Below are 25071 nucleotides of genomic sequence, written 5' to 3' on the forward strand. Positions count from 1 at the left end.
GTCGGCCGAGGTCAGCCGGGCTCGGGCCCGGTTTCCTCGTCGGCCGGTACCGGCGGTTCGGGCGCGGACAGCCGTATGACCGCCTTGCCGGAGGCCAGGTCTATGGGGCCGCGGCCGGGGTCGTTGTCGCCGACGTCCTCGCGGGACAGTTCCAGGCGTTTGAGTTCGTCCCTGGTGTGTTTGCGGCCGGGTGCGAACAGTTCCTCGAAGACGTTGAACACGGCTCCCCCCTCACTGCCGGTTTTCTCCAGCGTAGGTCTCACCCGGACGATTCGGCAGCGAGTGTCCCGGCCACGGGCAGGCCGAGCCGGTGCGCCACCGCCGCCGCCTCGCCCCGGCCCGAGACACCGAGCTTGCCGAGGATGTTGGAGACGTGGACGCTCGCGGTCTTCGGCGAGATGAACAGTTCCTCGGCTATCTGCCGGTTGGTACGGCCGGCCGCGACCAGGCCGAGGACGTCCCGCTCCCGGCTGGTGAGACCGAAGGCGGCGGCCGGATCGGCGGCCGGGTCCCGCCGCTTGCCGCCGTTGAGGGTGAGCCGGGCCCGCTGGGCGAGCCGGGCGACGGCATCGGCGAGCGGCCGGGCCTTCAGGTGGTCGGCGACCGCCGCGGCCAGCCTGAGCAGTTCCACGGCGCGGTCGCGTTCGTCGTCGCCGCCCTCGGCCAGCAGCGCCCCGGCCAGACGGTGCCGGACCCGGGCGAGGTCGTAGGGGCGGTCCAGGCACTCGAAGGCGGCGACCACCGGGGTCCAGGTCCCGGCGGTGTCCCGGCCCTCGGCGCGCAGCAGTTCGGCCCGGGCCCACTGGCTGTGGGCCTGCCACAGGGGGACGCCGGTGGTCATCGTCCGTACGGCCGTGGCGAGACGGTCGAGGATCCCGGCGCGGCCTGGCCGGGCGGCGGGCAGGGCGCGGGCGTCGGCCTCGGCGGTGGCGGCGGCCAGCAGCAGCGGCCAGCCGTACCGGTGGGTGCCGGGTGGGAAACCGGCGTCCAGGACCGGCAGGAGGAGCGCGCGGACGTCGTCGGTCCTGCCCTCGGCGGCGGCTATGCCGACGGCGGTGCGGATCAGCGGCAGGGACTGCTGGGGCCGCGGGTCGTGGGTGCCGTACCAGGAGCGGGCGGTGGCGAGCTGCCGGGCGGCCTCGGCGAGGTCGCCGCGGGCCAGGGCGAGGTGGGCCAGGCGCAGGGCGCCCCCGGCCCGGGGCTTGGCGCTGTGGCCGACCCGGGTGGCGTGCGCGGCGGCCTCGGCGGCCTCCTCCCACCGGCCGAGCGCGTAGAGCGCCTCGGAGAGGTTGCCCCAGGCCCAGGCCCCGGAGTCCAGCAGTCCGTACCGGCGGCAGAATTCGATGCCCTCGCGCAGCAGCGGTACGGCCTCCCGGTCGCGGCCGACGCTGCGCAGCGCGGACGGCAGGTTGACGTAGGCCCGGCCGGCGACCGGGTGCACGCCCTCCGCCAGGGTGTCCCGCAGCACCTGCCGCATCTGCGCCAGGCCCGCCTCCGGGTCGCCGGACTCCACCGTCAGCCCGCCCAGGGTGAGCAGGGCGTGCAGCTCGGTCTCGCGGGCGCCCACCATGCGCGCGTACTCCACGGCCCGTTCGGCGGCGGCCAGCGCCTCGGGGCCGGGCCGGTGCTGCATGGACCAGTTGGCGACGACCGCCAGCACCTCGGCGTGCACCTCGGACGGCGGCAGACCGCGCACCAGGTCCTGCGCGGTGGCCAGTTCCCGCCAGCCGTCACCGCGGGCCTGGGCCTGCACCAGCCGGGAGCGCTGCACCCAGAACCAGGCGGCGCGCAGCGGGTCCGGGTCCTCCTCCAGCAGGCGCAGGGCCCGCTTGGTGATCTTCAGGGCGCGTTCCCGTTCGCCGCCGAAGCGGCCCGCCACCGCGGCCTCGGCCATCAGGTCGAGGTAGCGCAGCGGGGTGGTGGCCGGGTCGCAGCCGCACGGGGGGTACACCTCCGCGTAGTCGACCGGGCGCAGGGCGGCGCGCACCTCGGCGGGGGCGTTGTCCCACAGCTCCATCGCCCGTTCCAGCAGCCCGAGTTGTTCGGTGTAGGCGTGCCGGCGGCGGGCGACGACGGCGGCGGCGAGGACGGCGGGCAGGGCCTTGGCGGCGTCGTGCGCGTGGTACCAGTAGCTGGCCAGGCGCATCACCCGGGCGTCGGCGGGGACGAGCGTGGGATCGGCCTCCAGCGCCTCGGCGTAGCGGCGGTTGAGCCGGGAGCGTTCGCCGGGCAGCAGGTCGTCGGCGACGGCCTCGCGGACCAGGGAGTGCCGGAAGCGGTAGCCGTCGCCGCCGGGGGTGACGGTGAGGATGTTGGCGCCGACGGCGGCTCGCAGCGCCTCGATGAGGTCGTCCTCGGCCAGCCGGGCCACGGCGGCGATCAGCCGGTACTCCACCGTGGAGCCGCCCTCGGCGACGATCCGGGCGACCCGCTGGGCGCTCTCGGGCAGCGCCTCGACCCGGACGAGGAGCAGGTCGCGCAGGGAGTCGGTGAGGCCGGCGCAGTTGCCCTGGCAGGCGGCGACGGCGAGTTCCTCGATGAAGAAGGCGTTGCCGTCGGAGCGTTCGTAGATCTCGTCGACCTGGGCGGGGTCGGGTTCGGCGGCGAGGATGCCGGCGATCTGGCGGCAGGCCTCCTCGCGGGTGAAGCGGGCCAGTTCGATCCGGCGGACGGTGCGCAGCCGGTCCAGTTCGGCGAGCAGGGGGCGCAGCGGGTGGCGGCGGTGGATGTCGTCGCTGCGGTAGCTGGCCAGGACGAGGAGGCGGCCGGCGCGCAGGGTGCGCAGCAGATAGGCGAGCAGGTGACGGGTGGAGGCGTCGGCCCAGTGCAGGTCCTCCAGGACCAGGACGACGGTGTGGTCGGCGGCGACCCGCTCCAGCAGCCGGGCGGTGAGTTCGAACAGGCGGGCCATGCCCTGTTCGTCGTGGCGGCCGGCGCCGGCCTCGCCGAGGTCGGGCAGCAGCCGGGCCAGTTCCTCCTCCTGGCCGGCCGCGGCGGCGGCGAACGCCTCGGGCAGGGCGTCGCGCAGGGCCCGCAGCGCGGCGGAGAAGGGGGCGAACGGCAGCCCGTCGGCGCCGATCTCCACGCAGCCGCCGACGGCGACGACCGCGCCACGGCCGGCCGCGGACGTGGCGAACTCCTCCACGAGGCGGGTCTTGCCCACGCCTGCCTCACCGCCGAGCAGCAGCGCCTGCGGCTCGGCGGCGTCGGCTCGGGCGAGCGCGTCGCGCAGCGTGGCCAACTCGGCGGTGCGGCCGACGAACACGGGACTGACGGACCTGGTCTCCACGGGCCCGAGCATCGCACGAGGTCCCGACGGCCTGGCACTGGTTTTCCACAGGCCCCGTGTGATGGTCGTACCGATGGGCGGGAGGGGCGTACCGACGGACGGGACGGCCTCGCTGGCGGCCGGAAAAGCCGTACCGACAGCCGGAAAAGTCGTACTGACGGCCGGAAGGGCCGTGTGGCTCCGCCCGGAAGCCCCACGGCCCTGGTGCCGGGAGCGGCCGTCCCCCGTCCGGTCGCTCCGCGCCCCCGGCGTCACGCGGCGCGCGGCAGCCCGTGCCGCCGGGAGCCGCCGGTATGCGACTCGGCGGCCGGGGCGGCGTGGCCGGATCGCCCGCGGCGGGCGGCGCGGCGGGCGCGGACGACCTCGCGGGCCAGGCGTTCCTCCCGCGCCGTGCGGCGCAGCTCGGCGGAGCGGAGGCGGTGCAGTTCGAGCTCGTACATGGCGGGTTCCTCCCGGGATGCGGTGGCGGGTGCCGCTTTCCGCGACGCCTCCCACCCTCGTCCCACGGCCGGGTCCGCCGCATCGGGAGAGTTCCGCATCTTCGCGCGTCCGGCGGGCCGCACGCGCGCGTAAGGGGCCTTAGGCCGTCCGCGCGCCGGGCGGGGACGCCTAAGGCCCCTGGGACACCGGTCCGCTCAGCCGGCGGAGGGCACGGCCAGCAGGGCGTCGGAGTACTTCAGGACGGCCAGCAGCAGGCCGATGACGCCGAGCGAGAGGCCCGCCCAGGCCACCGACCTGGTCCAGGCGGCCTGCGGGCGGCCCGGGGCGCCGAACGCGGGCCGGACCAGCACCACCACGGCGGTGATCAGCGCGGCCAGCGCGAACAGCCCGGCCCACAGGGCGGTGGTGTGCCAGGCGTCGCCGTAGACCTCCTTGAGCTGGGTGCCGACGCTCGCGCTGGTGGACGTCCGCAGCTGGCCGATGAGCTGCTCACGGGCGGAGGCCATGGTGCCGATCCAGCCGCCGGTGAGCGAGACCAGGCCCAGCGCGGCGGAGACGACGGCACCGGCGCCCTGGCCGACCCCGGAGGGCACCTTGCCACCGGCGCCGTCCGCCTCGCCGTCCTCCCGGACCCCGTCCTCTCCGCCTTCCCTGTCGTCCCCGTCTTCCTCGCCGGCCGCGTCCACCGGCTCGGTCTTCCCGGTCTCCCCGGTCTTCCCGGTCTCCGCCACGGCCCCGGGGCCGGCCGTCGTCGTCTCGTCGTCCTCGCGCGCGTCGGTGCCGGACCCGGTGCCGGCGGTCTCAGCGCCTTGCGCTGTCTTCGTTGCCATGTCCGGCACCGTACGGACGCTGTCTGAGAGGTCTCTTAATGATCGTTTCGCGCGGTACGCGCGCGTGCCGCGCGCCACTCGGGGGCCAGCACCGCCCAGATCTCCGTGCTGGTGCGCACGCCCCGGTGCGGGAAGTTCTCGCGGAGCACGCCTTCGCGGGTCATGCCGAGCCGCCGGGCCACGTTGATGCTGGCCTCGTTGGCCGAGGACACCTGCCACTCCACCCGGTGCATGCCGCGCTCCTCGAAGGCCCAGTCGAGCAGCATCCGCATGCCGCGCGTGACCAGCCCGCGCCCGGCCGCGCCCGGCTCCAGCCAGCAGCCGGCCTCGCAGACCCCGCTCGGGGTGTCCCAGACGCGGAACAGCAGCCCTCCGACGAGCTTGCCGTCCAGCCAGATCCCGTGCACGCCGCCGGCGTCGGCGGCGCGCTTGTCGGCGTACGACTTCAGCCACGCGCGGGCCCCGTCGAGATCGGACACCACGTCCGCGAGCCCTATGTGCCGGCCGATGAACTCCCGTCCCCGGTCGATGTTCGCCAGCAGCTCACCGGCGTGCCACACCTCCAGGGGCCGCAGTTCGGCACCGTCGTCACCGAGCGATGTCGCGTACATGAAGCCGCACTCCCTTCCCGCAGTCCGTCCGCCGGGACCCGGTCGGTACGGCGAAAACACGTCAGTCGAACTGGTCCCCCAGCGCCATGATCATCGTTCCTGCGATCAGCGACCACAAGGCCCTGCGGGTATGGCCCTTGGCACCCAGCACCGCCGCGGACGCGCACACGGCGGCACCGAGGGCGTAGGCGGCGGGCACGAGCGCCGGGGCGGTGCCGGCGGACCTCAGCAGCGCGGCGGCCAGTCCCGCGCAGGTCAGCAGCGCCCCGGTGCCGACGGCGACCCAACGGGCCCGCCGGGCATCCCCCGCGTACTCCCCGGCATCCCCGGCATGGTCCTCGGCACCCCCGGCGTGCTCCCCGGCATCCCCGCCATGGTCCTCGGCACCCCCGGCGTGCTCCTCGGCGATCCCCGGGTGCTCCTCGGCTCCCCCGGCCCGCACAGCGGCGTCCCCGGCGGTCTCCGGCTCTCCGGCGGTCTCCGTCGTCGCGGGTCCGACAGCGGATTCGGTGCTTCCCCTCATGGCGGGCGAGCGTACCCGCCGCGGCGGCGAAAACCCGGTGCGGGGCGGCCCTCCCGGCTGCTAGGGGTGGTTGCTTGTGACCAACACACCGACCACACCGGACGCGCTCACCCGCCGTGTCACCCACCCGCGCTACCCCCGCAGCAACGGCTACGACGCCCGCTGGACCATCGAGAACCAGATGGGCCCGCACGCGCTGTGGCTGCTGGAGTGGCTGGCCCCCGCGCTGGGGCTGGACGCGCTGCCGCCGGGCGCGCGCGTGCTCGACCTGGGCTGCGGGCGGGCGATGACCTCCGTCTTCCTGGCCCGCGAGTACGGCCTCCAGGTCACCGCCGCCGACCTGTGGGTGAACCCCGACGACAACGCCGTACGGCTCGCCGAGGCGGGTGTCGCCGACCGGGTGCTGCCCGTGCGCGCCGAGGCCCACGACCTGCCGTTCGCCGAAGGGACGTTCGACGCGATCGTCTCCGTCGACGCCTACCAGTACTTCGGCACCGACGACCTGTATCTGCCGTCCCTCACCCGGCTGTTGAAGCCGGGCGGGCGGATCGGGGTCGTCGTCCCGGCGCTGCGCGAGGAGCCGACGGGCGTCGAGCCGCCGGAGCACCTCGTGCCCTGGTGGGAGCCCGCCTTCTGGTGCTTCCACACCGCGGACTGGTGGCGGCGCCACTGGACCCGCAGCGGTGCCGTGGAAGTCGAGGCGGCCGACTGGCTGGAGGACGGCTGGCGGGACTGGCTGCTGTGGTGCGACGTGGTCACCGAGGAGAGTACCGACGATCTCCACGTGCGCATGGCGGGCCGGTCCGCCGAGATGCTCCGCGCGGACGAAGGGCGCGCGCTGGGCTTCGTACGGGTCGTGGGGCGCCGGGCGTAAGCCGTACGGGAACATGCCTACGGCCCCGGAGGCGACCGTGCCTCCGGGGCCGTACGCGGGTGGGGTCAGCCCTCGGTGACGCCCAGCTTCTCCAGGATCAGCTCCTTGACGCGGGCCGCGTCGGCCTGGCCGCGGGTGGCCTTCATGACCGCGCCGACCAGGGCGCCGGCCGCGGCCACCTTGCCGCCGCGGATCTTGTCCGCGATGGCCGGGTTGCCGGCGATGGCCTCCTCGACGGCGGTGGTCAGCGCGCCCTCGTCCGAGACGACCTTCAGACCGCGCTTGTCCACCACCTCGTCCGGGGTGCCCTCGCCCGCGAGGACGCCCTCGATGACCTGGCGGGCCAGCTTGTCGTTCAGGTCTCCCTTGGCGACCAGCTCGGTCACCCGGGCCACCTGCTGCGGGGTGATCGCCAGCTCGTCCAGCGCCGTGCCGGACTCGTTGGCGCTGCGGGCGAGTTCGCCCATCCACCACTTGCGGGCGGCGGCCGCGTCGGCACCGGCGTCGATCGTGGCGACGATCAGGTCCAGCGCGCCGGCGTTCAGGATCGCCTGCATGTCGGTCGCGGAGATGCCCCACTCCGCCAGCAGCCGGGTACGGCGGGCCAGCGGCAGCTCGGGCAGGGCCGCGCGGATCTCCTCGACCCACTCGCGCGAGGGCGCGACGGGGACCAGGTCGGGCTCCGGGAAGTACCGGTAGTCCTCGGCCTCCTCCTTCACGCGGCCCGAGGTCGTGGACCCGGTGTCCTCGTGGAAGTGGCGGGTCTCCTGGACGATCGTGCCGCCGCCGGAGAGCACGGCCGCGTGGCGCATGATCTCGTAGCGGGCCGCACGCTCCACCGAGCGCAGGGAGTTGACGTTCTTCGTCTCCGAGCGCGTGCCGAACTTGTCGGCGCCCTTGGGCATCAGCGACAGGTTCACGTCGCAGCGCATCTGGCCCATCTCCATGCGGGCCTCGGACACGCCGAGGGCACGGATGACCTCGCGCAGCTCGCGGACGTACGCCTTCGCCACCTCGGGGGCGCGCTCGCCGGCGCCCACGATCGGCTTGGTGACGATCTCGATGAGCGGGATGCCGGCGCGGTTGTAGTCCAGCAGGGAGTGGGACGCGCCGTGGATACGGCCGGTGGCGCCGCCGACGTGCGTCGACTTGCCGGTGTCCTCCTCCATGTGGGCGCGCTCGATCTCCACGCGGAAGACCTCGCCGTCCTCCAGCTGCACGTCGAGGTAGCCGTTGAAGGCGATCGGCTCGTCGTACTGGGAGGTCTGGAAGTTCTTCGGCATGTCCGGATAGAAGTAGTTCTTCCGGGCGAAGCGGCACCATTCGGCGATCTCGCAGTTCAGCGCGAGACCGATCTTGACGGCGGACTCGACGCCGGTCGCGTTGACGACCGGGAGCGCGCCGGGCAGGCCGAGGCAGACGGGGCAGGTCTGGGAGTTCGGGTCGGCGCCGAGCGCCGTCGAACAGCCGCAGAACATCTTGGTCTTGGTGCCGAGTTCGACATGGACCTCAAGGCCCATGACGGGGTCGTACGCCGCCAGCGCGTCCTCGTACGACACCAGGTCGGTCGTGGTGGTCACGGTGAAAACTTCCCTCTCAGCCCAGCAGGACGTCGTCGTCGCCCAACCGCTTCAGCTCGCGGTAGAGGATGGCGAGGCCGGTGACGATGCCTGCGGCGGTGACGACGGCGTCGACGAGCCTCAGCGTGTCGTTCTCGGCGCGGGCCTTCTTGATCTGCTTCGCGGCGCCGACCGCGCCGAACGCGGTGGCGGCCATGGACAGGTACGTACCGGACTTGGACTTCTTGAAGTCCTTGGCCTTCGACAGCTTGCTCACAGCGACGGTGCCTCCTCCAGCAGCGGGTGACCCCACTTTTCCACGAAGGCGGCCTCGACGGCGGCGCCCACCTTGTACAGCCGGTCGTCCTTCAGTGCCGGGGCGATGATCTGCAGGCCCACCGGGAGGTTGTCCTCCGGGGCGAGACCGCAGGGCAGGGACATGGCCGCGTTGCCCGCCAGGTTGGTCGGGATGGTGCACAGGTCCGCGAGGTACATCGCCATCGGGTCGTCGGCGCGCTCGCCGATCGGGAAGGCGGTGGTCGGGGTCGTCGGGGAGACGATCACGTCGACCTGCTCGAAGGCCTTCTCGAAGTCCCGCGTGATGAGCGTGCGGACCTTCTGCGCGGAGCCGTAGTACGCGTCGTAGTAACCGCTCGACAGCGCGTACGTGCCGAGCATGATCCGGCGCTTGACCTCGGGGCCGAAGCCGGCCTCGCGGGTCAGGGAGGTGACCTCCTCGGCGGAGTGCGTGCCGTCGTCGCCGGTCCGCGCGCCGTAGCGCAGGCCGTCGAAGCGGGCGAGGTTGGAGGAGCACTCGGACGGGGCGATCAGGTAGTACGCCGACAGGGCGAGGTCGAAGGACGGGCAGTCCAGCTCGACGATCTCGGCGCCCAGCTGCTTCAGCAGCTCCACCGACTCGTCGAAGCGCTGGATGACGCCGGCCTGGTAGCCCTCGCCGCGGAACTGCTTGACCACGCCGACGCGCATGCCCTGGACGCTGCCGTTGCGGGCGGCCTCGACCACCGGCGGGACCGGGGCGTCGATGGACGTGGAGTCCAGCGGGTCGTGGCCGGCGATCACCTCGTGCAGCAGGGCCGCGTCCAGGACCGTACGGGCGCAGGGGCCGCCCTGGTCGAGGGAGGAGGAGAAGGCGACCATGCCGTAGCGGGACACCGCGCCGTAGGTCGGCTTCACGCCGACCGTGCCGGTGACGGCGGCCGGCTGGCGGATGGAGCCGCCGGTGTCGGTGCCGATGGCGAGCGGGGCCTCGTAGGCGGCGAGCGCGGCGGAGGAACCGCCGCCGGAACCGCCGGGAATCCTGGTGAGGTCCCAGGGGTTTCCGGTCGGGCCGTAGGCGCTGTTCTCGGTGGAGGACCCCATGGCGAACTCGTCCATGTTGGTCTTGCCGAGGATGACGACGTCGGCGGCCTTCAGCCGCTTGGTGAGCGTCGCGTCGTACGGCGGGATCCAGCCTTCGAGGATCTTCGAGCCGACGGTCGTGGGCACGCCCTCGGTGGTGAAGATGTCCTTGAGCGCGAGCGGGACGCCGGCCAGCGGGCCGAGCTTCTCGCCGCGCTCGCGCTTGGCGTCCACGGCACGCGCCTGGGCGAGGGCGCCCTCGCGGTCGACGTGCAGGAAGGCGTGGACCTTCTCGTCCACGGCCTCGATCCGGGCGAGGTGGGCCTCGGTGACCTGGACCGCCGTCAGTTCGCCGGAGGCGATCTTCTCGGCGATCTGCGCGGCCGTGAGCTTGATGATGTTGCTGTCCGTCATGGTGGTCACTCCTCCCCCAGGATCTGCGGCACCTTGAAACGCTGCTGCTCCTGGGCCGGGGCGCCGGAGAGCGCCTGCTCGGGGGTGAGCGAGGGACGGACCTCGTCCGGCCGCATGACGTTCGTCAGCGGGAGCGGGTGCGAGGTCGGCGGTACGTCTTGGTCGGCGACCTCGCTGACGCGGGCGACCGCGCCGATGATGTCGTCAAGCTGGCCTGCGAAGTGATCGAGTTCTTCGGGCTTCAGCTCCAGACGCGCCAGCCGGGCGAGGTGGGCGACCTCCTCGCGCGTGATGCCAGGCATGCAGCGATCCTCTGGGGTGAGTGTGTGTGGTTTGGGCCCAATCCTATGGGGCCGGGCCCCGTGCCCGTGAAACGGTTTCCCCGGGGCCCCTCCTCAGCGGCGCCGGCCGTCCCAGGCCGCGCTCTTCAGGAAGTGGTTGTCGTACAGCTCCTGGACCTCCAGCAGGCTCTCCGGCGTGGCCTCGCCCAGGCGGATGCGCTGGAGGTGGCGGAAGTACTCGAAGCGCTCGACGCCCGGTGCGATGACGACGAGCAGGTCGGCGGTGGCGCCGGGCGCGGCGGCGATGGGGGTGCCCCCTGCTCGAGCGGAGCCGAGAGCTTGGGGGAATGGGGGCGGTCCGGCGGGACGATGATCAGGTCGCCGCGTGCGGCGGTCACCACGTCGTCGCCGGAGAGGACCTCGGCCTCGCCGTCGAGCAGGTAGAACATCTCCGCCGAGTTGTGGTGGACATGCGGCCGGGCGCCGTCGGCCCCCTCGGCGAGGGTGACCCGCACGGTGGACAGCGCGCCGCCGCTCGCGCTGCTGTCGGCCAGCAGCCGTACGGCCACGGGGGCGTCCCCCACCACCTCGGCCTCGGCGTCCCGGACCAGCACGGTGTCGTCGAACCTGGGCACGAACAGCGACATGGCGCGTCTCCTCGAAGTGGCCTGATGTGAGGGTGCCCGTACAACGATCATGGTGGCCGGACGGATTCCCCACGGTGACACGCGTTCGGGCCGGGGCCCGGGGGAGGGCTACTCCGCGGCCGGCAGGGCCGGGGTCGGGCGCTGCCAGCCCCGGGAGCCGCGGGCCCGCAGCCAGGCCGTGGTCTCGTCGGGCGGCATCGCCGCGGCGACCAGCCAGCCCTGCACCGCGTCACAGCCCAGGTCCCGCAGCCGCTCCCAGGTCTCGTCGTCCTCCACGCCCTCGGCGACGACCAGCAGGCCCAGCGAATGGGCCAGGTCCACCGTGCAGCGGACGATCTCGGCGTCCTCGGTGTCGACGGCGAGCCGGGCCACGAAGGAACGGTCGATCTTCAGCTCGCTGACCGGCAGCCGCCGCAGGTGCACCAGGGACGAGTACCCGGTGCCGAAGTCGTCCAGGGACATCTTCACGCCGTGCCCGGTGAGCCCGGCGAGAGTGTCGGCGGCCCGCTGCGGGTCCTCCAGCAGCACGTGTTCCGTGATCTCCAGTTGGAGCGCCCCGGCCGGGACCCCGTGCCGGGCCAGCCGGGCGGCGACGGAGCCGGCGAAGCCGGGGGTGTGGACGTCGCGCGGGGAGACGTTGACGGCGACCGGGACCCGCAGGCCCTGGGCGCGCCACCGGGCGACCTGGCCGAGCGCGGTCTCCAGGACGTACTCGGTGAGGTGGGGCATCAGCCCGGAGGACTCGGCTATCGCTATGAACTCGTCCGGCGGCACCTTGCCGCGCTCGGGGTGGACCCAGCGGACCAGCGCCTCCAGACCGGCCACCTGTCCGTCGAAGCGGACCTTGGGCTGGTAGTGCAGCTGGACCTCGTGCGCGTCGAGGGCCCGGCGCAGATCGCCGAGGAGGCCGAGGCGGTCAGGTGTGTTGGAGTCCCGCTTGGACTCGTAGACCTCGACGCCGGTGCGGTCCCGCTTCGCCTGGTACATGGCGACATCGGCGCGGCGCAGCATTCCCTCGGCGTCGAGGGCGTGATCGGGGAAGACGGCCACACCGGCGCTGGCCTCCAGGACGAGGGTGAGGCCGTCCAGGTCGAGCGGGGAGCTGAGGGCGGTGACGAGAGAGCGGGCGACGCGCGTCGCCGACGTGGTGGAGTCGGCGACGGGGAGTAACACGGCGAACTCGTCACCGCCGAGCCGGGCGGCCTCGGCGCCGCGCGGCAGGGCGAGCCGCAGCCGGTCGGCGATCTGGAGCAGCAGCCGGTCACCGGCCAGATGACCGAGGGTGTCGTTCACCGAGCGGAAACGGTCGAGGTCGATCAGCATGAGGGCGGCGCGCGCCCCGATGCGGTCGGCGTCGTCCAGCGCGGTCCAGATGCGGTCCAGCAGCCACTGGCGGTTGGGCAGCCCGGTCAGCGGGTCGCGCAGTTGCTCCTCGGCGCGGGCGCGGGCCATCCACAGCGTGGAGTCCAGGGCGATGAGCGGGATGGCGAAGAGCGGCAGCAGGATCGGCTCGGCGTCGGCGACGACGCACAGCAGTGGCGCGATGCCGAGCAGCGCGACGGCGACCAGGCCCTGTCTGACCACGGCGGCGCGGGCGATGGTGGGCAGCCCGCCGTCGCGCGGCGCGTTCAGGTACCACAGCAGGCCGCGGCTGACGGCCAGGTAGGCGACCGCGACCAGGACGACCTCGGGGGCGGTGGCGATGCTCCAGTTGTCGGGCCGCCAGGGGTCCTCGACGCTCGGGACCCGGCCGAACGCGCCGAGCAGCAGGGCGCCGGCGCCGATGCCGAGGATGTCCACCGCGCCGTGCAGCACCCCTTGGCGCCAGCGGTGCCGGCGGGCGATGCCGACCAGGACGACGACGGTGAGGCTGACCAGTCCGGCCGGTACCCAGCCGTACAGCAGCAGGACGGCGAGGGTGAGGGCGGCGCCCGAGCCGGTGCCGCCCCACCAGCGGGCGCGGCCCAGCATGACGAGGTGGCCGACGATGACGCCGGTGAGCAGGGCCAGCGCCCAGCCGACCGTGCCGTTCGGGAAGAGGGCGTGGTGGCCGACGCAGGCGCGGTAGAACCCGGCGCCCAGGACGAATCCCGCGGCGGCGACGACGGCGGCGGGCTGCGCCGGCCAGGACGGGTGCCGTTCGGTGTCGTCGCCGGCCAGGCCGGGGGCGGGTTCGACGGCCGGCGGCAGCGGGGCGGCGGGCTCGGGGGACGCGCACGGGCCGGCGGGGCGCGGGGTGACGGGGCGTGGCCGCACTCCCGTACGGCCCTCGGCCCACCCGGTCCACCGGTTCTCGCGCCAGGCCCCGGCGCGGCGGCGCGGGCGCAGCCGTGCGTTGGGGGCGGCGCTCTCGGTCGGTTCCATTCCCGTCCCTCTCACAGCCGGCGGTGCCCACGCCACGCGGCCCGATGCCCGTCAACCATCAGCGGCTCCGCGTCGAAGAAACCCTCCCCGGGCCTGTCGAGGGCACGGGGGTGCCCCAGCCGCAGCTGGGCACGGCAGGCGCACACCTCAACAGTAGGCCGCGGAAGGCTTCCACGGGCAGCGGTCTCCGACGGTTGCCCGAATGCGCCCGGGCCACCCGTATGCAACTGATATGCGCCGATCGGGTGGCCTTCAACCGCTACTCCTCGGTCGGAAGCGCGACTTCGGCCGCCGCTTCCGGGCCCTGCTCCAACAGGACGCCGAAACCGTCCTCGTTCAGAACAGGAACCTTCAGCTGCATGGCCTTGTCATATTTCGATCCGGGGTTGTCACCCACAACGACGAAAGATGTCTTTTTCGAAACGGAACCGGTCACCTTCGCGCCCCGGCTCTGCAGTGCCTCCTTGGCTCCGTCCCGGGTGTGGTGCTCCAGCGTGCCGGTGACGACGACCGTGAGCCCCTCCAGCGGGCGCGGCCCCTCGTCCTCGCCGGACGCCTCGTCCTCCAGCGGCACCCCGGCGGCCTTCCACTTGCGGACGATCTCGCGGTGCCAGTCCTCGGCGAACCACTCCTTGAGCGCGGCGGCGATGATCGGGCCGACGCCGTCGGTGGCCGCCAGTTCCTCCTCGGTCGCCTGCTCGATGCGGTCGACGGAGCGGAACTCGCGCGCGAGGGCCTGCGCGGCGACCGGCCCCACGTGCCGGATGGACAGCCCGTTCAGGAAGCGGGCCAGCGGACGGGACTTGGCCGCCTCGATGTTCGCCAGCAGGGCGAGGGTGTTCTTCTTCGGCTCGCCCTTCTGGTTGGCGAAGACCGTGACGACCTTCTCCTCACCGGTCTTGGGGTCGCGCTTGGGCAGTCCGCTGTCCGGGTCCAGCACATGGGCCTTGATGGGCAGCAGCTTCTCCACCGTGAGGTCGAACAGGTCGCCCTCGTCCACCAGCGGCGGGTCGGCCGGCTCCAGCGGCCGGGTCAGCGCGGCGGCGGCCACCGCGCCGAAGTGCTCGATGTCCAGGCACTCGCGGCCCGCCAGATACGACACCCGCTCGCGCAACTGGGCCGGACACGTACGGGCGTTCGGGCAGCGCAGGTCCACGTCGCCCTCCTTCATCGGCCGCAGCGGCGTGCCGCACTCCGGGCACGTGCCCGGCATCACGAACTCCCGCTCGCTGCCGTCCCGCAGGTCCACCACCGGGCCGAGGATCTCCGGGATGACGTCACCGGCCTTGCGCAGCACCACGGTGTCCCCGATGAGGACGCCCTTGGCCTTGACGACCTCCTGGTTGTGCAGGGTGGCGAACTCCACCTCGCTGCCCGCCACCGTGACCGGCTCCACCTGGGCGTACGGAGTGACCCGGCCGGTGCGGCCGACGCCCACCTTGATGTCGACCAGCTTGGTGTTGACCTCCTCCGGCGCGTACTTGTAGGCGATCGCCCAGCGCGGCGCCCGCGCGGTGGAGCCGAGCCGCCCCTGGAGGCGGATCTCGTCCAGCTTGACCACGACACCGTCGATCTCGTGCTCGACGGAGTGCCGGTTCTCGCCGTAGTACGCGATGAACTCGCGCACCCCGTCCAGGCCGTCGACCACGCGGTTGTGCGGCGAGGTGGGCAGGCCCCAGGTCTTCAGCAGGTCGTACGCCTGGGAGAGCCGGGTCAGGCCGGTGAAGCCCTCCAGGGCGCCGATGCCGTGCACCACCATGTGCAGCGGGCGGGTCGCGGTGACCCTCGGGTCCTTCTGACGCAGTGAACCGGCGGCGGCGTTGCGGGGGTTGGCGAACGGCTTGTCACCGGCCGCGACCAGGCGTTCGTTCAGTTCGAGGAACTTCTCCATCGGGAAGTAGACCTCGCCGCGGATCTCCACCAGGTCGGGCACCTCCGCGCCGCCCAGGCGGTCCGGGATCTCCGCGATGGTGCGCACGTTCGGCGTGATGTCCTCGCCGGTGCGGCCGTCGCCGCGGGTGGCCGCGCGGGTCAGCCGGCCCTTCTCGTAGGTGAGGTTGACCGCGAGGCCGTCCACCTTCAGCTCGCACAGGAAGTGGTACGCCTGGTCGCCCAGTTCCCGCGCGATGCGGTCGGCCCAGGCGGCCAGTTCCTCGTCGTTGAACGTGTTGTCCAGCGACAGCATCCGCTGGCGGTGCTCGACGGCGGTGAACTCCGTCTCGTAGGACCCCGCGACCTTCTGGGTGGGCGAGTCCGGGGTGCGCAGCTCCGGATAGCGCTCCTCCAGGTCCTCCAGGGACTTCAGGAGCCGGTCGAACTCCGCGTCGCTGACGACGGGAGCGTCCTTCACGTAGTACCGGAAGCGGTGCTCCTCGACCTGCTCCGCCAGGCGCGCGTGGGTCTCGCGGGCCTCGGCGGGCACCGCTGTCGTCTCCGCTTGCTTGTCGCCGGCCACCGTGTTGTCCTCCGTCACTCAGGGTTGTCCGCGAGGGATCTCGCCGCCCGGACGCAGTGGGCGAGCGCCCGGCGCGCGTAGGCGGGGGACGCCCCCGCCAGACCGCACGCCGGGGTCACCGTGACCGCCTCCGCGAGCAACCCCGGATGCAGCCCCAGCCTGCGCCACAGCGTCCTGACACCCATGACGCTACCGGCAGGGTCTGACAACGGGCCGTCCGTGCCCGGCACGACACCGGCGAACAGCCGGGTGCCCGCCTCGACGGCCTCGCCGATCAGCTCGTCGTCACGCTCGGTGAGCAGCGCGAAGTCGAAGGAGACGGCTGCCGCGCCGGCCCGCCGCAGCAGCGCGAACGGCACGTCCGGGGCGCAGGAGTGCACGGTCACCGGCCCGCCGCCGGCCGCCGCGACGACGTCCCGCAGCGTGGCCTCCACGACCTGCCGGTCCACGGCGCGGTGGGTGCGGTAGCCGCTGGCGGTGCGGACCTGTCCGCGCAGCACGGCGGTCAGGGAGGGCTCGTCGAGCTGGAGCACGAGCCGGGCGCCCGGGACGCGCCGCCGCACCTCGGCCAGGTGCAGCCGCAGCCCCTCGGCGAGCGAGGCGGCGAGGTCCCGGCAGGCACCGGCGTCCGACAGGGCGGCCTCGCCGTTCCTCAGCTCCAGCGCGGCGGCCAGCGTCCACGGCCCGACGGCCTGCACCTTCAGATCGCCCTCGTAGCCCTGGGTGAACTCCTCCAGGGCGTCCAGGTCCTCCACCAGCCAGGACCGCGCCCGCCTGGTGTCCCGGCCCGGCCGGTCCCCGATCCGCCAGCCGCTGGGCTCCACGCGCGCGTACAGCTCGACCAGCATCCCGGCGGTCCGGCCGATCATGTCGGCGCCGGGGCCGCGCGCGGGCAGCTCGGCGAGGAACGGAAAGTCCTCGAAGCTGCCGGTGACGGTCTTGGCGGCCTCCCGCGCGTCGGTGCCGGGCAGGGAGCCGACGCCGGTGGCTCCCGGGAACCTGAACTGGCTGTTTTCGCTCACCAGGGAAGCCTACGGAACCCGGGACGCCCAGTGGTACGCCCGGTGCGCCCAGTGGTGCGGGCCTACGGGCCCGGGACCCGGGTCAGCGGCCCGGGCGCACCGTCAGGTCGTTGACCTCGGCGTCCCGCGGCAGGTCCAGGGCCATCAGGATCGTCGTGGCGACCGACTCGGGGTCGATCCACTTCTCCGGGTCGTACTCCTTGCCCTCCTGCTGGTGCACCTTGGCCTGCATGGGGCTGGCGGTGCGGCCGGGGTAGACCGAGGTGACGCGGACGCCGCTCGCGTGCTCCTCCTGGCGCAGGGCGTCGGCGAGGGCCTTCAGGCCGTGCTTGGAGGCGGCGTACCCGGACCAGCCGGCACTGGCGTTCAGCCCGGCCCCGGAGTTGACGAAGACCACGTGGCCGCGGGCCGCCCGCAGCTGCGGCAGGAAGTGCCGGGTCAGCTCGGCCGGGGCGATCAGGTTGACGTTCAGCTGGTGGTGCCACGCCTTCGGGGTGAGGTCGCCGACCCCGCCCAGCTCGACGACCCCGGCGACGTGCAGCAGGGAGTCCACCCGGTCCGGGAGCGACTGGTGGGAGAACGCCCAGGAGAGCTTGTCCGGGTCCGCGAGGTCGCCGACCAGGGTACGGGCGCCGGGGAAGGCCGCCGCCAGCTCCTTGGCGCGGGCCGCGTCGCGCGCGTGCAGCACGATGTCGTCCCCGCGCGCGTGCAGCCGGCGCGCCACGGCCGCGCCGATGCCGGAACCGGCCCCGGTGATCACATGAGTAGCCATGGAGCCCATGCTCGCATCAGTGCCCGGCGGCCTGCTCCTCCAGGTAGGCCAGGGCCCCGGCGGGCTCGTCGGCGAAGAAGACCAGCTCGGCCAGCGGGCGGGGCAGGAAGCCCTCGGCCTCCATGCGGCGGAACTGCTCGCGCAGGCCGTCGTAGAACCCGGCCGTGTTGAGCAGCACGACCGGCTTGTGGGTGCGGCCGTGCTTCTTCAGCTCCAGGATCTCCGTGGCCTCGTCCAGGGTGCCGGTGCCGCCCACCATGATCACCACGGCGTCGGCCTTCTCCAGCAGCAGCTTCTTGCGCTCGGCGAGGTCGGCCGCGATGATCATCTCGTCGGCGCCGGGCCGCGCCTTGTTCGCCAGGAACTCCACGGAGACGCCCAGCAGCCGGCCGCCCGCCTCCTGCACACCGTCGGCGACCACCTTCATCAGACCGCTGTCGGAACCGCCCCAGACCAGGGTGTGACCGGCCTTGCCGAGCAGTTCCGCGAACTCGCGCGCGGGACGCGTGTAACGCTCGTCGAGGTCGGCGGCGGACAGGAAGACGCAGATATTCATGGCTCATACCGTACGGTGCCCGCGCCGCGCGGGAAGAAGAGCGGTCCGTCCGGTGCTGTTCCGGTATGACCGATGGACACACGATCACGATCCACAAGAGCGGGCGGCACGTGCGCGCGGTGCGCGACGGCCAGGTCCTGGCGGAGAGCGACCGTCCGCTGGAACTGCGCGAGACGGGCTGTCCGGTGCGGTACTACATCCCCGCCGAGGACGTACGCCTCGATCTGCTGACCCCCTCCGGCACGCACACCGTCTGCCCCTACAAGGGCACCGCGTCCTACTGGTCGCTGCCGGACGCGGCCGACCTCGTCTGGGCGTACCCCGACCCCGAGCCCGGCGTGGCGGAACTCAAGGACCACTACTGCTTCTACGACACCGAGGTCTCATGACCACCCCCGGTACCGCCGTGTCGTGACCGGTGAGCGGGCGGCCGTGCGGCAGTCTGCACGGCCATGGACAAGAAGACGACTTCCCGCGACGGCACCTTCCTCGCATACCACGTGACCGGCCACGGGCCCACGGTGATCCTGGTGAGCGGCGCGATGTCCACCGGCGGCACCGTGCTGCCCCTGGCCGAGCGCCTCGCGCGGCGCTGCACGGCCGTCGTCTACGACCGCCGGGGCCGCGGCGAGAGCGGCGACACGGCGCCCTACGCGGTCGACCGCGAGGTGGAGGACCTGGCCGCGCTGGTCGACGCCGTGGGCGGCGACGCGGCGCTGTTCGGGGTCTCCTCGGGCGGCGCGCTGGTACTGCGCGCGGCGGCGGACGGGGTGCCGGCGACCCGGGCGGCGGTGTACGAGGTGCCGTACGCCGACCATCTGGCGGACGGCGCCGCGCGCGAGGCGGCCTACAAGGAGCGGCTGGCCGAGGCCCTGGCCGAGGGCCGGCGCGGGGACGCGGTGGAGCTGTTCCTGCGCCAGACCGGCCTCGGCGAGGAGATGATCCAGCGCGCCCGCCAGTCCCCGATGTGGGCCGGTATGGAGACCCTCGCGCCCAGCCTCGCCCACGACGACGCGGTCATGGCCGACGGCCTGCTCCCTGGGGGCCTGCTCGCCCGGATTTCCGTACCCGTCCTCGCGCTCGCGGGCGGCGCCGGCCCGGAGTGGATGCACCGGGCCGGCCAGGCGATCGCGGAGGCCGTGCCGCGGGGCACGTACCGGGTCCTGCCGGGCCAGACCCACATGGTGGAGCCGGATGTGCTGGGGCCGGTGCTGGCGGAGTTCTTCGCGGGATGACCCCGCCAGGAAGGACGCGTGGCGACCCCGCCGGGAAGGACGCGTGGCGACCCCGCCGGGAAGGGCGGGGTGGCCCGTGTGGCTCAGACCGCCGTCGCCGCCGTCGCGCGCGTCGTGGACGCGATCGTCGCCGACCCCACCACGCGCGTGCCGTCGTAGAGCACGATCGCCTGGCCGGGCGCGACGCCGCGGACCGGCTCGGTGAAGGTGACGCGCAGCTCGCCGGCCACGAGTTCGGCGGTGACCCCGGTCTCGCCGCCGTGCGCGCGCAGCTGGGCGGTGTAGGTGCCGGGGCCGGCGGGGGCGGTGCCGCACCAGCGGGGCCTGATCGCGGTGAGGGCGGTGACGTCCAGGGCCTCGGCCGGGCCGACGGTGACCGTGTTGGTGACCGGGGAGATGTCCAGGACGTAGCGCGGCTTGCCGTCCGGGGCCGGGGTGCCGATCCTCAGGCCCTTGCGCTGGCCGATGGTGAAGCCGTACGCGCCCTCGTGGGTGCCCAGCTTGCTGCCGGACTCGTCCACGATGTCGCCCTCGGCCTTGCCGAGGCGGCGGGCCAGGAAGCCCTGGGTGTCGCCGTCGGCGATGAAGCAGATGTCGTGCGAGTCGGGCTTCTTCGCCACGGCCAGGCCCCGGCGCTCGGCCTCCGCGCGGATCTCCTCCTTGGTGGTGACCGTGTCGCCGAGCGGGAACATCGCGTGCGCGAGCTGCTTGTCGTCCAGCACGCCGAGGACGTACGACTGGTCCTTGGCCATGTCGGAGGCGCGGTGCAGCTCGCGCGTGCCGTCCTCCTTCACGATCACCTTGGCGTAGTGGCCGGTGCACACGGCGTCGAAGCCGAGGGCCAGCGCCTTGTCCAGCAGCGCCGCGAACTTGATCTTCTCGTTGCAGCGCAGGCACGGGTTCGGGGTCCGGCCGGCCTCGTACTCGGCGACGAAGTCCTCCACGACGTCCTCGCGGAAGCGGTCGGCGAGGTCCCAGACGTAGAACGGGATGCCGATGACGTCGGCCGCGCGGCGGGCGTCGCGCGAGTCCTCGATGGTGCAACAGCCCCGCGCGCCGGTTCGGAAGGACTGCGGGTTCGCGGAGAGCGCGAGGTGGACGCCGGTGACGTCGTGGCCGGCCTCCGCGGCACGCGCGGCGGCGACGGCGGAGTCCACTCCGCCGGACATGGCGGCGAGGACGCGGAGGGGGCGGGTGCGCTGCGGGGTGTCAGTCATAACCCTTCCAGGGTACGGGGGCGCCAGAACGAGCGTGCGGGGGTGCGGGAACCCGGCCGGCCGGCTGTCCGTTGACGGTCACATGGGGGCGACTTCGGGTTCGGCGGCGGGGGCGGGCACGGGACCTCCGGCGGGTGACGGGGACCGGCGGCTGGGGCGGCGGGCCCTGCTGGTCGGCGGGGTCGCGGCGGCCGTGGGCACGGCGCTGCTGGCCCGCGAGGAGCTGTCCCGGTCGTGGTGGCGGCTGCCCGGGGTGGACAAGCCGCGGCCGGCGGGCGCGGTGGACTTCCCCGGCGCGCGCTGGGTGGCGGCCTCGGCGGCGAACTACCGGCGGGCGGACCGGCCGGCCGACTATCCGGTGGACCGGGTGGTCGTCCATGTCACCCAGGGCGGGTACGCGTCGGCGGTGCGGGCCTTCAAGGACCCCGGGCACGGTGCGGCGGCGCACTACATCGTGCGCCGGGACGGGCGGATCACCCAGCTCGTCCGCGAGCTGGACGTGGCCTTCCACGCGGGCAACCGGCAGTACAACGAACGCAGCGTCGGCATCGAGCACGAGGGTTTCGTGGAGGACCCGGCGTCCTTCACGGCCGCCCTGTACGCGGCCTCGGCCCGGCTGGCGGCCGCGATATGCGGGCGGTACGGCATCCCCGTGGACCGGGAGCACATCATCGGGCACCACCAGGTGCCGGGCACGGACCACACGGACCCGGGGCGGCTGTGGGACTGGGAGCGGTACATACGCCTGGTCGGCGACGAGCGCGCCGAGTCCCCGCCGGCGTCCCCGCCCGCGAGGTGAGCTGGGCCGCGAGGGCGGGCCAGGTGGGGCCGGCCGCGCGGCGGGCCAGGTAAGTGCGGCCCGCGGGCGGGCTAGGTGAGGCCGGCCGCGCGGGCGCGTTCCACCGCCGGGCCGATCGCCTTGGCCACGGCCTCGACGTCCGCCTCGGTGGAGGTGTGGCCGAGGGAGAAGCGCAGGGTGCCGCGGGCCAGGTCCGGGTCGGTGCCGGTGGCCAGGAGGACGTGGCTGGGCTGGGCGACGCCCGCGGTGCAGGCGGAGCCGGTGGAGCACTCGATGCCCTGGGCGTCCAGCAGGAGCAGCAGGGAGTCGCCCTCGCAGCCGGGGAAGGTGAAGTGCGCGTTGGCGGGGAGCCGGCCCCCGGGCGCCGGGTCGCCGCCGAGGATCGCGTCCGGTACGGCGCCGCACACGGCGTCGACCAGCCGGTCGCGCAGGCCGCCGACCTCCCGCGCGAACCGCTCCCGCCGCTCGGCGGCGAGCCGCCCGGCGACGGCGAAGGAGGCGACGGCGGGCACGTCGAGGGTGCCGGAGCGGACGTGCCGCTCCTGGCCGCCGCCGTGCAGGACGGGTACGGGGGCGTGCTCCCGGCCGAGCAGCAGGGCGCCGATGCCGTACGGGCCGCCGATCTTGTGGCCGGAGACGGTCATGGCGGCGAGGCCGGAGGCGGCGAAGTCGACGGGGACCTGCCCGAAGGCCTGGACCGCGTCGGCGTGCAGAGGGACACCGAACTCGGCGGCGACGTCGGCGAGTTCGCGGACAGGCATGATCGTGCCGATCTCGTTGTTGGCCCACATCACGGTGGCCAGGGCGACGTCGCCGGGGTCGCGGGCGATGGCCTCGCGCAGCGCCTCGGGGTGGACGCGCCCATAAGCGTCGACGGGGAGGTACTCGACGGTGGCGCCCTCGTGCTCGCCGAGCCAGTGCACGGCGTCGAGGACGGCGTGGTGCTCGACGGGGCTGGCGAGGACGCGGGTACGAGCCGGGTCGGCGGCGACGCGGGACCAGTACAGGCCCTTGACGGCGAGATTGTCGGCCTCGGTGCCGCCCGAGGTGAACACGACCTCGCTGGGGCGGGCGCCGAGTGCTTCCGCGAGGGTTTCGCGGGCTTCCTCGACCGTGCGGCGGGCTTGCCGTCCGGACGCGTGGAGGGAGGAGGCGTTGCCCGTGATGCTCAGCTGGGCGGTGAGCGCCTCTGCCGCCTCCGGGAGCATCGGGGTGGTCGCGGCGTGGTCGAGGTAAGCCATGGTGAGGCCGATTCTACGGCTCCCCCGCGACCGGGCCGGGCCCGCGAGGAGGGTTGGCCGGGACACGCCCCGCTCCGGCGCGCGCGGACTCGGCGCGCGGCTCGGCCGGCGGGGCGGGGGCCCGCTCCTCACAGGCTCCAGGACACCGTCCCCGTGACCTCCATCGACACGATCAGGACCACCAGGTCGGCGATGCCGAGGGTGAGGCCCAGGAAGGCCCGGCCCCGGCGGGCGGTGCCGCGCCAGAGGGCGGCCACGGCGAGGACGACGGCGATCGGGCCGAGAAGGAGGTTGAGGACGAGCAGGCCGAGGAGGCCGAGGATGAAGGACGCGACGGCCATGCCGTCGGCGTCCCGGGTGCGCGGACGCGTGTCGGTGCGGCCGGTGCCGGCCGGTGCGGTGAGGTGCATGGTGCTCAGCTCCCGGGAGACTGCGCGACGGTCAGTCGGACGACGTGCGGCGGCGGCCGTGGCGCTCGCGGAGCGCGAAGACGCCGAGCCAGACGGCGATGACGGCGGCCAGGACGGCGCTGACGGCCGGCGGCACGTGGGCCACGGTGCCCAGCACCACTCCGAGCAGCATGAGCGCGGCGACGAGGAACAGCATGGGATGGAATCCCCCCTCCGATATGCCTCGTGTTCAGCCGGTGTGAAGTTTGGGTGAACAGTTGTAGTAACAGTTGTTCACTGACTTTGAGTCTAGCGCTTCTCACGGCTTTCCAATTCCAGAGAACAGTTGTTAACTGGATGACATGAGTCACACCCTCGGCATCCGGCAGGCCCAGAAGCAGAAGACCCGGCAGGCGTTCCTCGACGCGGCGCTCGCCCTGCTGGAGGAGCAGAGCCTGAGCAGTCTGGGCCTGCGTGAGGTCACCCGGGCCGTCGGGGTCGCCCCGACCGCCTTCTACCGGCACTTCCGCTCGACCGCCGACCTCGGGGTGGCCCTGGTCGACGAGGCGCTGGGCAGCCTGCATCCGATGGTGCGGACGACGGTGTCCACCACGGGAGACAGTGAGGAACGCATCGCGCGCGCCGTCGAGCTGATCGCCCGTCATGTCGCCGAGTACCCCGCACACGTCCGGTTCATCGCCCGCGAACGGCACGGGGGCGTGCAGCCCGTGCGGGAGGCCATCCGGGCCCAGCTGCACCGGTTCGCCGAGGAGGTCCGGGCCGAGCTGGCCAAGGACCGGGAGGCCGAGGGCTGGAGCGAGGACGACCTGCTGATGCTCGCGCACCTCTACGTCGACCAGATGCTCGTCACCGCCTCGCTGTTCCTGGAGGCGCTGGAGGCCCCCGAGGACGAGCGGGAGCGGGTGGCCCGGCTCGCCACCCGCCAGCTGCGGCTCATCACCCTCGGCCGCGCCCACTGGCTGGACTGAACCGCCCCGGGCACCAGCCCCGTTCAGTCCTTCCCGGCCCCGCCCGCCGGCGCAGCCCGGCTCACCCCGCCCCCGCCCGCCGGCACAGCCCCGCTCAGCCCTCCGCCGTCCCCGCCTCCCCGTACAGCGCCAGCACCGACCGCGCCCCCGCCACCAGTTCCGCACGCGCCTCGGGCGGGTCCAGGACCTCCACCCGGTCGGAGAACACGAGGAGTTGGCGTACCGCCCGGAGCGCCGGGTAGGCCAGCCGGGCGGTGACCCACGGACTCTCGCCGTCGTCCTCCAACTCCGCCGTCAGCTCGGCGGCTGCCATCCGCCGGAACATGTCGGCCAGTTCGCGCCGGACCCGCACGGTGACCTCTACCCCGGCCTCCCGCTCCTCCACCCGCCGCCGCAACTCCTCCCACGCGTCGGCGAGTTCCACGCCGGGCCGGCGCCGTACGGGCTCGTCCAGCAGCCACGCCCGGCGCACCCGGTCGGCCCGGAACAGCCGGGGCCGGCCGCGCCGGTCGGCGACCAGGTACCAGACGCCCGCCTTGGCCACCAGACCGTAGGGATCGACGGTGTACGTCCGCACCTCCCGCTCCCCGCTGTGCCGGTAACGCAGCCTCAGCCGCCGGTCGGAGAAGACCGCGTCCTGGAGCACCGCGAGGTCGACGGCCCGCTCCGGGCCGCTCTTCCAGCGGGTGGCGTCGACCAGGACCCGGCGGCTGGTCACCTCGGCGGCGGGGCGGTGCGGCGCCGGCAGCGCGGCCATGACCTTGCGCAGAGCCGAGGCGAGGGCCGCGTCCAGGCCGAGCGCGGCGTGCGCGCCTTGGGCGGCCAGCACGAACAGGGCCCGGGACTCGTCCGCGGTCAGACCGGTGACGTCGGTGCGGAAGCCGGCGAGGAGGCCGATGCCGCCGTGCCGGCCGCGCTCGGCGTAGACCGGAACCCCTGCGGCGGACAGCGCCTCGACGTCCCGGTAGATGGTGCGGACCGACACCTCCAGCCGCTCGGCGAGTTCGGGCGCGGGCACCCGGCCCCGGGTCTGCAGGAGCAGCAGGATCGACAGCAGCCGGTCGGACTTCACCGCGCCAGGGTGCCGCCGGGCGGGTGACCGTGGCAAACCTGACGGCGGATGTCAGGTTTCGGCGGGAGCGTACTCCCGAGCCGCCCCGGTGCGGCGGACCCGGCGCGCAGGCGCCCGCGCCGCCACCGCGGG

General features: G+C 73.7%; 25 protein-coding genes and 1 pseudogene. 5 read left to right on the forward strand and 21 right to left on the reverse strand.

The window, feature by feature from the left end; all coding sequences use genetic code 11:
- Positions 1 to 11: 11 nt before the first annotated feature.
- From Srubr_RS24285 to Srubr_RS24310, 6 genes are all read right to left on the reverse strand, one after another.
- On the reverse strand, positions 12 to 221 hold the full coding sequence (locus Srubr_RS24285) for a DUF6191 domain-containing protein (RefSeq protein WP_189998360.1): 210 nt from the start codon (positions 219 to 221) through the stop codon (positions 12 to 14).
- 38 nt (positions 222 to 259) lie between these two features.
- On the reverse strand, positions 260 to 3301 hold the full coding sequence (locus Srubr_RS24290; protein WP_189998362.1) for a helix-turn-helix transcriptional regulator: 3042 nt from the start codon (positions 3299 to 3301) through the stop codon (positions 260 to 262).
- A gap of 239 nt (positions 3302 to 3540) precedes the next feature.
- On the reverse strand, positions 3541 to 3729 hold the full coding sequence (locus tag Srubr_RS24295; protein WP_189998365.1) for a hypothetical protein: 189 nt from the start codon (positions 3727 to 3729) through the stop codon (positions 3541 to 3543).
- Between the two features lie 195 nt (positions 3730 to 3924).
- Positions 3925 to 4560, reverse strand: coding sequence for a hypothetical protein (locus tag Srubr_RS24300; RefSeq protein ID WP_189998366.1), 636 nt, complete (start codon positions 4558 to 4560; stop codon positions 3925 to 3927).
- Positions 4561 to 4595: 35 nt separating this feature from the next.
- Positions 4596 to 5171 carry a GNAT family N-acetyltransferase gene (locus Srubr_RS24305; RefSeq protein WP_189998368.1) on the reverse strand — a complete coding sequence of 192 codons (576 nt, stop codon included), beginning with the start codon at positions 5169 to 5171 and terminating at the stop codon, positions 4596 to 4598.
- A 61-nt stretch (positions 5172 to 5232) separates the two neighbouring features.
- Positions 5233 to 5694: a hypothetical protein gene (locus Srubr_RS24310; RefSeq protein WP_189998371.1), complete on the reverse strand. Its 462-nt coding sequence runs from the start codon at positions 5692 to 5694 to the stop codon at positions 5233 to 5235.
- Positions 5695 to 5770: 76 nt separating this feature from the next.
- On the opposite strand from Srubr_RS24310, the gene Srubr_RS24315 reads away from it, so the two are divergent.
- A complete protein-coding gene (locus tag Srubr_RS24315) occupies positions 5771 to 6568 on the forward strand; it encodes an SAM-dependent methyltransferase (RefSeq protein ID WP_373313618.1) in 798 nt (265 codons plus the stop codon).
- Positions 6569 to 6633: 65 nt separating this feature from the next.
- On the opposite strand, the gene gatB is transcribed toward Srubr_RS24315, so the two are convergent.
- The 10 genes and pseudogenes from gatB to Srubr_RS24365 all read right to left on the reverse strand — a co-directional run bounded on the left by gatB (position 6634) and on the right by Srubr_RS24365 (position 17997).
- Entirely contained in the window at positions 6634 to 8148 is a 1515-nt protein-coding gene (gene gatB, locus Srubr_RS24320) for an Asp-tRNA(Asn)/Glu-tRNA(Gln) amidotransferase subunit GatB (RefSeq protein WP_189998375.1), read from the reverse strand.
- 16 nt (positions 8149 to 8164) lie between these two features.
- Entirely contained in the window at positions 8165 to 8404 is a 240-nt protein-coding gene (locus Srubr_RS24325; RefSeq protein WP_030614455.1) for a hypothetical protein, read from the reverse strand.
- Complete coding sequence (gatA, locus tag Srubr_RS24330) at positions 8401 to 9900, reverse strand: Asp-tRNA(Asn)/Glu-tRNA(Gln) amidotransferase subunit GatA (RefSeq protein WP_189998377.1); 1500 nt, start codon at positions 9898 to 9900, stop codon at positions 8401 to 8403. The genes Srubr_RS24325 and gatA overlap by 4 nt, the downstream gene beginning before the upstream one ends.
- A 5-nt stretch (positions 9901 to 9905) precedes the next feature.
- Positions 9906 to 10202, reverse strand: a complete 297-nt coding sequence (gene gatC, locus Srubr_RS24335) for an Asp-tRNA(Asn)/Glu-tRNA(Gln) amidotransferase subunit GatC (RefSeq protein WP_004925108.1) — start codon at positions 10200 to 10202, stop codon at positions 9906 to 9908.
- Positions 10203 to 10295: 93 nt separating this feature from the next.
- A pseudogene (locus tag Srubr_RS24340) lies at positions 10296 to 10828 on the reverse strand (cupin domain-containing protein).
- Positions 10829 to 10936: 108 nt separating this feature from the next.
- Positions 10937 to 13192, reverse strand: a complete 2256-nt coding sequence (locus Srubr_RS24345) for a putative bifunctional diguanylate cyclase/phosphodiesterase (RefSeq protein WP_189998379.1) — start codon at positions 13190 to 13192, stop codon at positions 10937 to 10939.
- Positions 13193 to 13451: 259 nt separating this feature from the next.
- The gene (ligA, locus tag Srubr_RS24350; RefSeq protein WP_189998486.1) at positions 13452 to 15647 is read right to left on the reverse strand and encodes an NAD-dependent DNA ligase LigA; all 2196 of its coding nucleotides are present in this window, start codon (positions 15645 to 15647) and stop codon (positions 13452 to 13454) included.
- Between the two features lie 14 nt (positions 15648 to 15661).
- Entirely contained in the window at positions 15662 to 16669 is a 1008-nt protein-coding gene (locus Srubr_RS24355) for a methionine synthase (protein WP_189998381.1), read from the reverse strand.
- Between the two features lie 82 nt (positions 16670 to 16751).
- On the reverse strand, positions 16752 to 17450 hold the full coding sequence (locus tag Srubr_RS24360; protein WP_189998383.1) for an SDR family oxidoreductase: 699 nt from the start codon (positions 17448 to 17450) through the stop codon (positions 16752 to 16754).
- A 7-nt stretch (positions 17451 to 17457) separates the two neighbouring features.
- On the reverse strand, positions 17458 to 17997 hold the full coding sequence (locus Srubr_RS24365) for an LOG family protein (protein ID WP_189998385.1): 540 nt from the start codon (positions 17995 to 17997) through the stop codon (positions 17458 to 17460).
- 65 nt (positions 17998 to 18062) lie between these two features.
- Between Srubr_RS24365 and Srubr_RS24370 the strand changes: the two genes are divergently transcribed.
- Positions 18063 to 18386 carry a DUF427 domain-containing protein gene (locus tag Srubr_RS24370; protein ID WP_189998387.1) on the forward strand — a complete coding sequence of 108 codons (324 nt, stop codon included), beginning with the start codon at positions 18063 to 18065 and terminating at the stop codon, positions 18384 to 18386.
- A gap of 63 nt (positions 18387 to 18449) precedes the next feature.
- Positions 18450 to 19232 (forward strand): alpha/beta fold hydrolase, encoded by a 783-nt coding sequence (locus Srubr_RS24375; RefSeq protein ID WP_189998389.1) that lies wholly within the window; start codon positions 18450 to 18452, stop codon positions 19230 to 19232.
- Positions 19233 to 19315: 83 nt separating this feature from the next.
- Here Srubr_RS24375 and mnmA read toward each other — a convergent pair whose 3' ends face one another.
- The gene (gene mnmA, locus Srubr_RS24380; protein WP_189998391.1) at positions 19316 to 20449 is read right to left on the reverse strand and encodes a tRNA 2-thiouridine(34) synthase MnmA; all 1134 of its coding nucleotides are present in this window, start codon (positions 20447 to 20449) and stop codon (positions 19316 to 19318) included.
- Positions 20450 to 20531: 82 nt separating this feature from the next.
- On the opposite strand from mnmA, the gene Srubr_RS24385 reads away from it, so the two are divergent.
- Complete coding sequence (locus Srubr_RS24385) at positions 20532 to 21248, forward strand: N-acetylmuramoyl-L-alanine amidase (RefSeq protein WP_189998393.1); 717 nt, start codon at positions 20532 to 20534, stop codon at positions 21246 to 21248.
- Positions 21249 to 21319: 71 nt separating this feature from the next.
- Here the strand turns inward: Srubr_RS24385 and Srubr_RS24390 are convergent, their stop codons facing one another.
- The 3 genes from Srubr_RS24390 to Srubr_RS24400 form a co-directional block, all read right to left on the reverse strand.
- Positions 21320 to 22489, reverse strand: coding sequence for a cysteine desulfurase family protein (locus Srubr_RS24390; protein WP_189998395.1), 1170 nt, complete (start codon positions 22487 to 22489; stop codon positions 21320 to 21322).
- Positions 22490 to 22617: 128 nt separating this feature from the next.
- The gene (locus Srubr_RS24395) at positions 22618 to 22899 is read right to left on the reverse strand and encodes a DUF4190 domain-containing protein (protein ID WP_189998397.1); all 282 of its coding nucleotides are present in this window, start codon (positions 22897 to 22899) and stop codon (positions 22618 to 22620) included.
- A 31-nt stretch (positions 22900 to 22930) separates the two neighbouring features.
- On the reverse strand, positions 22931 to 23095 hold the full coding sequence (locus Srubr_RS24400) for a hypothetical protein (RefSeq protein WP_189998400.1): 165 nt from the start codon (positions 23093 to 23095) through the stop codon (positions 22931 to 22933).
- 145 nt (positions 23096 to 23240) lie between these two features.
- On the opposite strand from Srubr_RS24400, the gene Srubr_RS24405 reads away from it, so the two are divergent.
- A complete protein-coding gene (locus Srubr_RS24405) occupies positions 23241 to 23867 on the forward strand; it encodes a TetR family transcriptional regulator (RefSeq protein ID WP_189998402.1) in 627 nt (208 codons plus the stop codon).
- Positions 23868 to 23961: 94 nt separating this feature from the next.
- On the opposite strand, the gene Srubr_RS24410 is transcribed toward Srubr_RS24405, so the two are convergent.
- Positions 23962 to 24939, reverse strand: a complete 978-nt coding sequence (locus tag Srubr_RS24410) for a helix-turn-helix transcriptional regulator (RefSeq protein ID WP_189998405.1) — start codon at positions 24937 to 24939, stop codon at positions 23962 to 23964.
- Positions 24940 to 25071: the final 132 nt, after the last annotated feature.

It is taken from the genome of Streptomyces rubradiris (genome assembly GCF_016860525.1).
GTDB classification, from domain to species: Bacteria; Actinomycetota; Actinomycetes; order Streptomycetales; family Streptomycetaceae; genus Streptomyces; species Streptomyces rubradiris.